The sequence below is a fragment of the Eubacterium sp. AF22-8LB genome (assembly GCF_003458715.1).
Classification (GTDB): domain Bacteria; phylum Bacillota_I; class Bacilli_A; order Erysipelotrichales; family Erysipelotrichaceae; genus Holdemanella.
In genome coordinates this window covers 1-11,821 of record NZ_QRVI01000040.1, presented here as the reverse complement: position 1 = coordinate 11,821, position 11,821 = coordinate 1, and the positions used below count along the sequence as shown (strand labels likewise).

Below are 11,821 nucleotides of genomic sequence, written 5' to 3'. Positions count from 1 at the left end.
CCTTCAAATTATACAAAAAAAGACAATTTCATTTCGAAAATTGCCTATATACAATAAAAAGCCTATGTCCTTACGAAAAGGTATAGGCTTTTGTCAACAATCTGAAGACAGCAAGAAAATTGCTGTCTTTTTCTATATGACTTCAAAATGTTTTAATGCACTGACTATTCCATCTTCATGTACAGAATCGGTAATGTAGTCGGCTATAGCTTTCACACTGTCTTTGGCATTACCCATCGCAACACCTGTACCAACATATTTCAACATGGAAATATCATTTCCTCCATCACCAAAGGCCATGGCTTCATCTTTGTTGAAATTGTAGAAATCCAATACTTTTTGAATGGCGACATCTTTTCCACCGTTACAAGGAATAATGTCACATGCTTTATCCCACCAGCGAGCCACTTTTAATGTGGTTGTGTTTTTTAAAATCAATTCATCTCGATCTTGTGTAGTCGCAACCATCATTTGATAAATTTCTTCTTTCATAAATTCATTAAACTCATCAATTACATGAACATGTTGGTTGGCAATCATGAAATATTCTTCTAAGATTTCATCATCAAAATTACATCCCATCTTATTGATTCCAGCTAAAGTGACTGCTTTGTTTAATTTTTTGGCATTATCTACAAACATTTTGATATCCTTTTTATCCATTGGATTTTTGTATATTAATTCGTTATTCGTGTAACAATATGAACCATTGAAAGCTAGAATCCCATCAAATTCAATTTCATGGAATTTAGGGATGACAAATGGTGGCCTTCCTGTAGCTAAAAAGATTTTGATGCCTTTTTCCTTAACTAAGTTTAATGCATCAACTAGTTCTTGGTGCATTTCCTTTTTGCCAAGTTCTAAAAGTGTGCCATCAATATCAAAAAACAATATTTTAATCATAATCATTTCTCCATTCTTCTTATATTTTAGCATTGCTTTGGAAATAATTTTGAATTTCTTGTATAATACAGAAATTAGGAGGGTATATATGAGTACATTTAAACGATTTTTACAATATTATAAACCGTATAAAGGAATTTTCTTTATGGATCTATTTTGCGCGTTTATTATGTGTATTGTCGATCTTTCTTTTCCTTTGATTTTAAGTTATTGTACAGGACATTTCTTTTTAAAATCTTCAAATGAAATTTTAAAAGGAATAATTGTCTTAGGAATAGGTCTGTTTGTGATGTATGTAATACGAGCATTGTGTCGTTATTACGTGAGTTGTCAAGGCCATGTGATGGGAGCCAACATGGAAAGTGACATGCGTCAGGATTTATTCAATCAATATCAAAGATTATCTTTTTCTTATTATGACAAACACAATACAGGTGTCATGATGTCTAGAGTTGTTTCAGACTTGTTTGATATTTGTGAGTTTGCACATCATGGACCGGAAAATTTATTTATTTCTCTATTTAAAATCATTGGATCTTTTATTATTTTGGCAACGATCTATTGGCCGTTGGCGTTGATTTTATTAGCTGTAACCGTTGTAATGATGGTATTTAGCTATTCACAAAATAAAAAAATGCGAAGGACCTTTATGGAAAACAGAAAGAAGATAGGTACAGTCAATGCAAGTCTTCAAGATTCCTTAGGTGGTATTCGTGTTGTACAGTCTTTTGCGAATGAGGATATTGAAATTGATAAATTTAATCATTCAAATATGGAATTCTTGGAATCGAAAAAAGATAACTATCGTGTTATGGGAACGTTCCAAGGAGGCAATAATTTCTTTCAAGGATTATTATATGTCACAATTATTGTGTTTGGAGGTTTATTTATCGCCAATGGTGATTTGAATCCAATTGTATTAGCTACTTTTGCCTTATATATTAACGTTTTTGTTTCACCAATCGAAGTATTGGTTGAATTTACAGAAATGTTCCAAAAAGGATTCTCTGGCTTTAGACGTTTTGAGGAAGTTATGAATGAAATTCCTGAAATTCAAGATTCTAAAGATGCGAAGGATCTAGATAACGTATCTGGTAACATTGATTTTGATCATGTGTCATTCCAGTATAATGATAATGAGAAGGTTATAGATGATGTAGATTTACATATCAAGGCTGGTGAAAAGATTGCGTTGGTAGGACCTAGTGGTTCTGGTAAGACTACGCTTTGTTCATTACTATCTCGTTTTTATGATGTTACAACTGGCTCAATTTGTATTGATGGTCAAAATATTAAAGATGTGACTTTGAAGTCACTTCGTTCTAATATTGGTTTAGTTCAGCAGGATGTATATTTGTTTACAGGCACAATTGAACAAAATATCGCGTATGGTAGACCAAACGCAACTCATGAAGAAATTGTAGAGGCAGCTAAAAAGGCCAATATCCATGATTTTATTATGTCTTTACCGGAAGGCTATGATACATATTGTGGTGAAAGAGGCACACGATTATCAGGTGGACAGAAACAGCGTATTTCGATTGCTCGCGTATTCTTGAAAAATCCTAAGATATTGATTTTAGATGAGGCAACAAGTGCTTTGGACAATGAGAGTGAGCGTATTATTCAAAAAAGCTTAGAAGATTTAAGTAAGAATCGTACTTGTATCACAATTGCTCACCGTTTATCAACGATTCGTAATGCGGATGAGATTGTCGTAATCGATGCGACGGGTATGCATGAGCGTGGAACACACGATGAATTGATGAAATTAAATGGTACTTATGCAAAATATTATAAGCTTCAATTTGAAGGTTTAAACTAGCAGGCAGCAAATGCCTACTTTTCTTGTATCTTTGAAAAAAAAGTGTTAAAATTTTATTTGTAAATGAAAGCGTTTTTCGCTTGTTTTAGGAGGAATTTATCATGTTAAAAGGGATAGCAGCAAGTGCTGGTGTATCAGTAGCAAAAGTCTACAAATTAGAAACACCAAAAGTTGTTATTGAAAAAAAAGCAGGAGTAGCTGAAGAAGAAGTTAAAAAATTCGAAGATGCTCTAGAACAAACTAAAAAAGATATCGAAGGAGTAAAAGAAAGAGCAGCTAAACGTTTAAGTGACGAAGAAATAGCTGTATTTGATGCTCACTTGATGATGGCTGGTGACCCTGAATTAGCTGGTCAAATTAAAGCTATGATCGAAAACGATGGTGTGAATGCTGAATATGCAACTGAACAAGTCGCTAACCAAATGGTTGAAATGTTCGAAAGCATGGATAATGATTATTTCCGTGAAAGAGCAGCTGACATCAAAGACGTTACTTTCCGTTTAAAATGTAATTTATTAGGATTAACAATTCCTGATTTAACAAGTATTGCTGAAGATTCAATTATCGTTGCTCACGATTTGACTCCAAGTGATACAGCTCAATTAAATGAATTCGTTAAAGGTTTCGCTACTGAAATCGGTGGTAAAACATCTCACTCAGCTATCATGGCTAACTCATTGGAAATCCCTGCAGTTGTAGGATGCCCAGGTGTATGTGATGCATGTAAGACTGGTGATACTTTGGCATTAGATGCATTAGATGGTGTTGTTGAAATCAATCCGGATGCAGAAACAGTTGCTAAATATGAAGCTAAGGCTGAAGCATTCTTAAAAGAAAAAGAAGAATTAAAAGTATTGAAAAATGAAAAATCAGTAACTACAGACGGACACGAAGTTGAACTTGCTGGTAACATTGGTGGATTCAAAGATGTTGAAGGTGTATTAACTAACGGTGGTGAAGGTGTCGGATTATTCCGTACAGAATTCTTATACATGGATTCAGATCACTTCCCAACAGAAGACGAACAATTTGAAGCATACAAACAAGTATTAGAAGGTATGCAAGGTAAAAAGGTTGTTGTTCGTACATTAGATATCGGTGGAGATAAACACTTATCTTACTATGAGTTCCCTCAAGAAATGAACCCATTCTTAGGATATCGTGCAATTCGCCTTTGCTTAAAAGAAACAGATATCTTCAAAACTCAATTACGTGCATTATGCCGTGCATCAGTTTACGGAAGACTTTGCATTATGTTCCCAATGATCGCTACAGTTAAAGAATTCCGTGACGCAAAGGCAATCTTTGAAGAAGTTAAGGCTGAATTAGTTGCTGAAGGTGTTGCAGTTAGTGACAGTATTGAAGTTGGTATGATGGTTGAAATTCCAGCTGCTGCAGTTCTTGCTGATCAATTTGCTAAATATGCAGACTTCTTCTCAATTGGAACAAACGATTTGATCCAATACTCAATGGCTGCTGACCGTATGTCTGAACACGTTTCTTACTTGTATCAACCATACAATCCTAGTGTATTACGTTTAGTTGCTAACACAATTAAAGGTGCTCACGAACACGGTAAATGGGTTGGTATGTGTGGAGCCATGGCTGGTGAACCACATGCAGTTCCTATCTTGTTAGGTCTAGGTCTTGACGAATTCTCAATGAGTGCTACTCAAATCTTAAAGGCTCGTAAGGTTGTTAAATCTTTAAGCTATGAAGAAATGCAAGGATTAGCTCAAGAATGCTTAAGCAAAGACACTGCTGATGAAGTTTTAGAAACAGTTAAAACTAAATTAGGTGAATAATTGATTCGGGGTTCAAATGAACCCCTTTTATTTTGTAGGGGGAATATATGAAGCTTATATGGAAATATTTAATGAAATATAAGAAATGGTTCTTGTTGGATTTTATAAGTGTATTTGGATTTGCCCTTGTAGAACTAGGTATTCCAACCATCATTTCAGATATGATTGATCATGGTATTGAAACACATGATACAGCTTATTTATATGGTCGTTTTGGAATTATGGCTTTAATTAGTGTAATCGGTGTAAGTGGAGTTGTATTACTTGGCTATTGCTGCTCCAAGATTTCATCTAATATTACACGTGATATTCGTAATGATGTATTTAAGCATTCACAATCTTTTTCGGCAGCTGAAATGGAAAAATTTGGTGTGTCCAGTATGATTACTCGTACAAATAATGACGCCTATCAAATTATGTTATTTTTAAATGTCATATTAAAATCTGCATTATTAACACCGGTTATGATGTGTGTTTCGGTCATGTTGATATTAAAAATATCTTTACAACTTTCTTATGTAGTTTTAGCTACGATTCCAGTTGTTATTATAGGTGTAATCATTGTTGCTAAGGTAAGCGAACCATTGAGTGAAAATCAACAAAAGTCGATTGACCACATTAATCAAATATTGCGTGAAAATATTACTGGTATTCGTGTTATTCGCTCTTTTAATAAACAAGATTATGAAAAGAAGCGTTTTTCTAATGAAAATGATTTCTATCGTGATCAGAGTGCAAAACTATTTAAATTGATGTCTTGTACGGAACCATCTTTTTTCTTTTTGATGAATATTGCAACGGTGATCGTATATTATTTAAGTTGTACTTTACTAAATACGGATGCGATTACATTAGGAAATGTAGTGGCTTTTGTCGAATACTTATTCCACGTTATGATGTCTGTACTGATTTTCTGTATGGTATTTATGATGTATCCTAGAGCCAATGTATCGGCTAAACGTATCATGGAAGTGTTAGATACAAAGCCGAGTATTGTTAATGAAAATGATTGTGTTTCATTAGATTCAATTCAAACACTAAGCTTTAAGGATGTAAGCTTCTCTTATCCAAATGGAGAAGAAGCCGTATTAAAGGATATTGATTTTACATGTCATAAAGGACAAAAGATTGCCGTGATTGGAAGTACAGGATCGGGTAAGAGTACATTAGTAAAATTAATGAATCGTTTTTATGACGTAAGTCGAGGTTCAATTGAAATCAATGGTGTTGATATTCGTAAATATGATTTAGAGAGCTTACATGCACAAATTGGATATGTTGCACAAAAAGCACATATGTTTAAGGGAAGTATTCAATCGAATATTTGTTTTGGAAAACCTGATGCAAGTGAAGAAGAAATGGTTCATGCCGCAACGATTGCGCAAGCAAGTGACTTTATTTTGAAAAGAGAACATGGGTATGAAGATGAAATTGCGGAAGATGGAACGAATATTTCGGGTGGACAGAAACAAAGGTTATCCATTGCGCGTGTCATCTTAAAAAAGCCGTCGCTCTATATTTATGACGATAGCTTTAGTGCATTAGATTTTAAAACAGATGCAACATTAAGAAAGGCATTGAAACCTGTAGTAAAAAATGCGATTTTCTTTGTGGTTGCCCAAAGAATATCTACAATCATGGATTCAGATATGATTATTGTTTTGGATGAAGGTCAGATTATTGGAATGGGAACGCATACAGAATTATTGAAGGATTGTAGTGTGTATCAAGAGATTGCTCATTCACAATTAACACAAAAGGAGTTGGATGATTATGAAAGAAACTAAGAAAATGAAGTTTACTGAATGTCTATCTCATCTTTTTGTGTTTATTAAGCCCTATCGTTTTAAGCTGTTGTTTGGTATTTTAATGGTTATTACAGCCCAAGTAACCTTTGCATTAAATCCGACTGTAGAAGGTATGATCACAACACAGCTAGCATCGGATATTGCAGCACATCAACCAGTCCAGGTAGATAAAGTTATACATATCTTAGGTATCTTATTTTCCATCTATATTGTGAAGACTATATCACAGTTTTTAATGGCCATCTTTATGACGGATGCGATTCAAAAAACGATGTTTGATGTGCGTAATGCGATTGAAGATAAAATTCATCATTTACCTGTATCTTATTTTGACAAGGAAAAGACTGGTGAATTGTTATCGCGTATCACAAATGATGTGGATACATTATCGAATGCTTTGCAGCAAACTTTATCACGTGTGATTTCAGCTGTATGTACATTTACTTTTGTATTATTTATGATGTTTAGAATCAATGTACTTATGACATGCATTATTTTAGTGGCATTACCTCTCATTGCGTTTTTATCAAAGTATGTTGTGAAGAAATCACAGCCACTATTTGATGATCAACAAAATACATTGGCTGATTTAAATGGTACAATCAATGAGCTATATGATGGATATAGTGAGATTCTTTCATATAATCAACAAAAACATGCTTTAGAGAGATTTCAACAGGATAATGAAAGAATGCGTGGAGCTAGTTTTAAAGCACAATTTGTATCAAGTTTAATCAATCCATTGTGTTCTTTAATTACCTATTTAAGCATTGGCTGTGCAAGCCTTGTTGGATGTCTTCAAGTGTTAAATGGAACTATCGCATTAGGGCAACTACAAGCCTTTATTCGTTATATCTGGCAAATCAATGATCCGATTTCTCAAATATCCCAGTTATCAAGTGCTGTACAATCGGCTTTTAGTGCGATGTCACGTTTATTCACTTTCTTAAATCAACCAATTGAAGAAGATGTTGTATCCAAATGTCAAATTGATGAAGTACGTACCATTGAATTTGAACATGTACAATTTGGATATGATGACAATCTACTTATGAAAGATGTAAATATCGATGTACATCAAGGTCAAACCATCGCAATCGTAGGTCCTACAGGAGCAGGTAAGACAACATTGACAAACTTATTGTTGCGTTTCTATGACGTAAAGGGTGGAAGTATTAAAATCAATGGTATCGATATTCGCAAATTGTCGTATCATGATTTAAGAAAACTTTTTGCGTTAGTACTACAAGATACATGGTTGTTTGAAGGTAGTATTGAACAAAATATTGCATATGGAAATGAGAAGGCGTTAAAGAATGAAATTGTAGAAGCTGCAAAGCAAGCCAATGTCCATCACTTTATACGTACTTTAACGGATGGCTATGATACTTTGATCAATGAAGAGGGAAGTAATGTGAGTCAAGGTGAAAAACAATTATTGACGATTGCACGTGCTCTATTAAAGAATCCGGAAGTCTGGATTCTAGATGAAGCTACTAGTAGTGTAGATACAAGACTTGAAAGACGTCTTCAAAGTGCAATGGATCGAGTTATGGAAAATCGTACTTGTTTTGTGATTGCACACCGTTTATCTACAATTATCAACGCAGACAAGATATTAGTGCTTGAACATGGAGATATTGTTGAACAAGGTACGCATGAAGAATTATTGAATATGAATGGAGTATACGCAAGATTGTATAATGCCCAATTCGCAAAGTAAAAGTCTGATTTAATTCAGACTTTTTTTGATGCCTTTGGCAATGGCCGTGGCAACATTGTTTGTATAGTTTTTAAGATAGTACAAATCGGAATCATCCGATATAAAGCCTGCTTCAATTAATATGGCATCGACTTCGTTGTTGGCAACTACATACAATGGTGTTTCATTAGTATCTAATAAACCTCGATTGGTTGAATAATCTAATTGATCAAGTTGCTTAAGAATGGAGTTGGACAATTTCACAACATTTTTGTTGTTGAAATCACAATAAATTTCATATCCATTGGCTTCATATTCACTTGAATTTAAATGTATCGATACAAAGAGATCGGCATTCCTTTTTTTGGCTAAATCACAACGCGTTTGTAGATCTTCTACATTATCTTCCGACCAAGATACAGAATCGTTTGTACGAGTGTATACAACATTATAGCTATAGGATTTGAGTTGTTTTCCAACAAGTAGTGCGATATCTAAATTGATATCTTTTTCATAATCGCCATAGTTACTTACAGCCCCTACATCATATCCTCCATGACCAGCATCAATCATAATAGTTTTTTTCGTACTTTTGGCAGAAACAGTAGTATCTTTTTCGTTGAGTAAAGTATAGGTGCATCCTATACAGAATGTTAATAAGAGTGTCATTAATAATTTTTTCATGTATCTATTAAAACATAGATTCCTTAAACATCTCTTAAATTTACTGTCCCTTAAAATTAAGTTAGAACTGTACGTTTTAAAGAATACAGCGAAATGCTAATATAGGGATAAGTTTTAAAAAGGAGAAATTGATTATGACAAATGAAACAACAAGAAGAATTGCAAGAGTGGCATTGATGATTGCATTGATCTTTGTGTGTACATTCACGATTAAACTTCCAAATCCAGCAACTGGAGGATATACACATATGGGAGATTGTATGGCATTTCTTGCGGTGCTAGTTTTAGGTAAAAAAGACGGAGCTTTAGCTGCAGGATTAGGTGCTGCTCTAAGTGATTTATTAACAGGAGCCATGATTTGGGTACTTCCAACATTTATCTTTAAATTCATCATGGGATATATCATGGGGGTTGTACTTGAAAAGGGAAATAATGAAAAACTTGATTGGATCATTGGAGCTAGTCTTGGTGGCTTGTTTCAATGTTTCGCATATACATTATTTAAGATTCCTTTATTTACGGCAGCAGTCGCATTTGCGTCTGTACCTAGACTTTTAGCTCAAACGATTATGGGACTTGTTATTTATGCGATTGTTGCGAATGTTTTGGCAAAATCTAAAGTGCTATCTTTACAAGGAGTTGTCGCATGAAAAAAATCGATGCACATGCACATTTAGGCTATATTGGCGGATGGGCCAATGTTGGAATGGATGCAGACGAATTGATTTCATTAATGGACACATATGAAATTGAAACGACAATGATTTGTGTTTTGGATAATGAAGTAGCTTATAAGGCTATGCAGAAATATCCAGGTCGTATTGAAGGGTGTGTTTATGTAAATCCTTTAGAGCCAGATTGTTTAGATTTGATTGATAAATACGTAAAACTTGGTTTTAAAGCCATTAAGCTACAGCCATTACGTCATGCCTATTGTGCGGATAGTGAAATCGTGGATCCTATATTAGATAAGGCCGAAGAATATGGTATTCCTGTTTGTATACATTCAGGCCATCCTCCATACTCACTTCCTTGGCAAATTGGATTGCTTGCGGAAAGACATCCCAACTGTAAAGTATTAATGATTCATATGGGTCATGGTCATGGTGTATATATTGATGCAGCATTAAAAATGGCTCGACGGTATCCAAATATTTACTTAGAAATGTCGGGTATGCCTATGCATACAAAAATTAAAGAAGCGTATGATACGGTTGGTCATGATCGCATCCTATTTGGTACGGATGGTCCTTTCCATCATCCTACAGTTGAGATGCAGAAAGTATTAATGTGTGGCGTTGATGAACAGGGCTTAGAAGATATTTTCTATAATAGCGCAAAGAAATTTTTTGATGTATAGACAAAACTAGCAACGGGTAAAGCTTAACGGCTTACCCTTTTTTTTCGTTTCTTTTATGAAACTTTGGCGTGCTCTTTTATCTCCTTTTCGCATTGATTGGCTTCCTTATGTGAAACTATAAAGTGCATTTAGAAATCCAGCCTCAAAAAAGTGCTCAAAATCGTTAAACTAAAACTGGGTAATATAGTCTAAAACCAGTCTAAGAATGTTTTAACTAAGCACACTGTCTCTCCAAAACTAACAACTTCAATTGTTGGTCTTTTTTTATGTCCGTTTGCTCGTTTTTCTTAAACTAAGAGCTTCTTTTAGAAAAGTGATTCAGTGAAATGACCACATTTTCTTTTACTAACAACTTCTTTTACAAAACTCATACAGTGAGTTGGCACTAAAACGGTTAAACTAAGAAATACGTTTACAAATTGGTAATATGATGATGTTACAAATTTTTAGTATGAAAATTAAACACGATATATTTCCTCTCTATAAACCACTTATATTTTGTGTTAAAATAAATCAATAAATCGTTGTTTGGCGATTTGGTAAATCCCAATAAATTAATTTTATAGGGAACAGAAAATTTGAATTTAAGGAGGTCATATGAGTTTTACGATGTTATTGCTTCTCGCATACATAGTAATGGGTGTGGGAAGTTTTATCGCTTTTAAGCGAAAGCACAAAGCAATTGGTATAGCATTACTGCTTGTAATAGTGCTTAGTGTCTTGATTTTGGGATACATGTGGATTCATTCGCCAATGTAACAATCGGAATTTGGTGGTGTGATAAAAAAGTGAGAGAAATTAATTTTTTAACATGGAATACGCAATTGTATGAAATGGGAAATAGTATAAATGATGAACAACCTGTCAAAAAGATTGATATGTTGACGTTTAATATTGTTGTTTAAAAAGTGAAAAAGTTCTTGGACTCAAAAAATGAGGCAGTTGCTATATTGCAAGAGATTCCTTTCAAGTGTAATATTGATGGGTTTAAGGAGCACATATTATTTCATAAATTTTTAGGGTTTTTCCCTGATGACAAATATGATATGTATTATAATGTTTCTTCTGAAAAACAAATTAAGATGACGGTTATTTTAGCAAAAAAGATAGGTTCGGAAAATTTGATTTATCGAAAAAAGGAAGAATTAAATAATAATATGTGCGTATCATTTGGAATAAAGGAATTGGACTTGTCTATTATTGGTATTCATCCACATAATGCGAATGAATTACTTAAGTGGTTACAGAAAAGTGGATTCCCTGATATTATGTTAGGAGATTTTAATGCGGGAGATTATAAGAAAAGATGCGAGGATAGTAAGTTTAAAGATAATAGAAATAATTATAGGAAACTGATATTGGAATATACGGATATATGTAACGGGCAAAAGACAAGACGAATGGTTTTTCCTAACGGCTTTGTGTATGAAACGCCAATTGACCATGTATTAATTAAGGATAGTAGTGAACTTAAAAAAAAGTATCAATGCAAAATTGTTAAGATAGAAAGAAATGAGGATAATGTGTCAGACCATTATCCGATATATTTTAAATTATCATGTTTAGATGAGGCAGATAAATTACATTAAACTTGGAGACAAATTCCAGTTTGTCGATGTATAGACAAAACTAGTAACGGGTAAACCTCATCAATTTACCCGCTTTTTTTTGCCTTTATAAATGATAATCTAAATATGTACATAAATGATCATTTAAGAATGTACACTTCTGATT

At 33.7% G+C, this 11,821-nt stretch carries 9 protein-coding genes; 7 read left to right on the top strand and 2 right to left on the bottom strand.

Annotated features, from left to right (window positions below; genetic code table 11):
• Positions 1-132: 132 nt before the first annotated feature.
• Complete coding sequence (locus DWY01_RS10790) at positions 133-903, bottom strand: Cof-type HAD-IIB family hydrolase (protein ID WP_199519957.1); 771 nt, start codon at positions 901-903, stop codon at positions 133-135.
• Between the two features lie 88 nt (positions 904-991).
• Between DWY01_RS10790 and DWY01_RS10785 the strand changes: the two genes are divergently transcribed.
• The 4 genes from DWY01_RS10785 to DWY01_RS10770 all read left to right on the top strand — a co-directional run bounded on the left by DWY01_RS10785 (position 992) and on the right by DWY01_RS10770 (position 8,064).
• Positions 992-2,728: an ABC transporter ATP-binding protein gene (locus tag DWY01_RS10785; protein ID WP_117996126.1), complete on the top strand. Its 1,737-nt coding sequence runs from the start codon at positions 992-994 to the stop codon at positions 2,726-2,728.
• Positions 2,729-2,829: 101 nt separating this feature from the next.
• Positions 2,830-4,533 carry a phosphoenolpyruvate--protein phosphotransferase gene (ptsP, locus tag DWY01_RS10780; RefSeq protein ID WP_117996125.1) on the top strand — a complete coding sequence of 568 codons (1,704 nt, stop codon included), beginning with the start codon at positions 2,830-2,832 and terminating at the stop codon, positions 4,531-4,533.
• A 47-nt stretch (positions 4,534-4,580) separates the two neighbouring features.
• A complete protein-coding gene (locus DWY01_RS10775; RefSeq protein ID WP_117996124.1) occupies positions 4,581-6,320 on the top strand; it encodes an ABC transporter ATP-binding protein in 1,740 nt (579 codons plus the stop codon).
• On the top strand, positions 6,307-8,064 hold the full coding sequence (locus tag DWY01_RS10770; RefSeq protein ID WP_117996123.1) for an ABC transporter ATP-binding protein: 1,758 nt from the start codon (positions 6,307-6,309) through the stop codon (positions 8,062-8,064). The genes DWY01_RS10775 and DWY01_RS10770 overlap by 14 nt, the downstream gene beginning before the upstream one ends.
• 9 nt (positions 8,065-8,073) lie before the next feature.
• Here DWY01_RS10770 and DWY01_RS10765 read toward each other — a convergent pair whose 3' ends face one another.
• The gene (locus DWY01_RS10765; RefSeq protein WP_117996122.1) at positions 8,074-8,727 is read right to left on the bottom strand and encodes an N-acetylmuramoyl-L-alanine amidase; all 654 of its coding nucleotides are present in this window, start codon (positions 8,725-8,727) and stop codon (positions 8,074-8,076) included.
• A gap of 134 nt (positions 8,728-8,861) precedes the next feature.
• On the opposite strand from DWY01_RS10765, the gene DWY01_RS10760 reads away from it, so the two are divergent.
• The 3 genes from DWY01_RS10760 (at position 8,862) to DWY01_RS10750 (ending at position 11,676) form a co-directional block, all read left to right on the top strand.
• Complete coding sequence (locus DWY01_RS10760; protein WP_117996121.1) at positions 8,862-9,377, top strand: ECF transporter S component; 516 nt, start codon at positions 8,862-8,864, stop codon at positions 9,375-9,377.
• On the top strand, positions 9,374-10,087 hold the full coding sequence (locus DWY01_RS10755) for an amidohydrolase family protein (RefSeq protein ID WP_117996120.1): 714 nt from the start codon (positions 9,374-9,376) through the stop codon (positions 10,085-10,087). Before DWY01_RS10760 ends, DWY01_RS10755 begins: the two co-directional genes overlap by 4 nt.
• Positions 10,088-11,007: 920 nt before the next feature.
• Complete coding sequence (locus tag DWY01_RS10750; RefSeq protein WP_117996119.1) at positions 11,008-11,676, top strand: hypothetical protein; 669 nt, start codon at positions 11,008-11,010, stop codon at positions 11,674-11,676.
• Positions 11,677-11,821 lie beyond the last annotated feature (145 nt).

Excerpts from the sequence above, each read along its gene's own strand:
- DWY01_RS10755 (WP_117996120.1), top strand. The coding sequence starts at position 9,374 with ATGAAAAAAATCGATGCACATGCACATTTAGGCTATATTGGCGGATGG.
- DWY01_RS10785 (WP_117996126.1), top strand. The coding sequence starts at position 992 with ATGAGTACATTTAAACGATTTTTACAATATTATAAACCGTATAAAGGA.
- DWY01_RS10765 (WP_117996122.1), bottom strand. The coding sequence starts at position 8,727 with ATGAAAAAATTATTAATGACACTCTTATTAACATTCTGTATAGGATGC.
- DWY01_RS10775 (WP_117996124.1), top strand. The coding sequence starts at position 4,581 with ATGAAGCTTATATGGAAATATTTAATGAAATATAAGAAATGGTTCTTG.
- DWY01_RS10770 (WP_117996123.1), top strand. The coding sequence starts at position 6,307 with ATGAAAGAAACTAAGAAAATGAAGTTTACTGAATGTCTATCTCATCTT.
- ptsP (WP_117996125.1), top strand. The coding sequence starts at position 2,830 with ATGTTAAAAGGGATAGCAGCAAGTGCTGGTGTATCAGTAGCAAAAGTC.
- DWY01_RS10790 (WP_199519957.1), bottom strand. The coding sequence starts at position 903 with ATGATTAAAATATTGTTTTTTGATATTGATGGCACACTTTTAGAACTT.
- DWY01_RS10760 (WP_117996121.1), top strand. The coding sequence starts at position 8,862 with ATGACAAATGAAACAACAAGAAGAATTGCAAGAGTGGCATTGATGATT.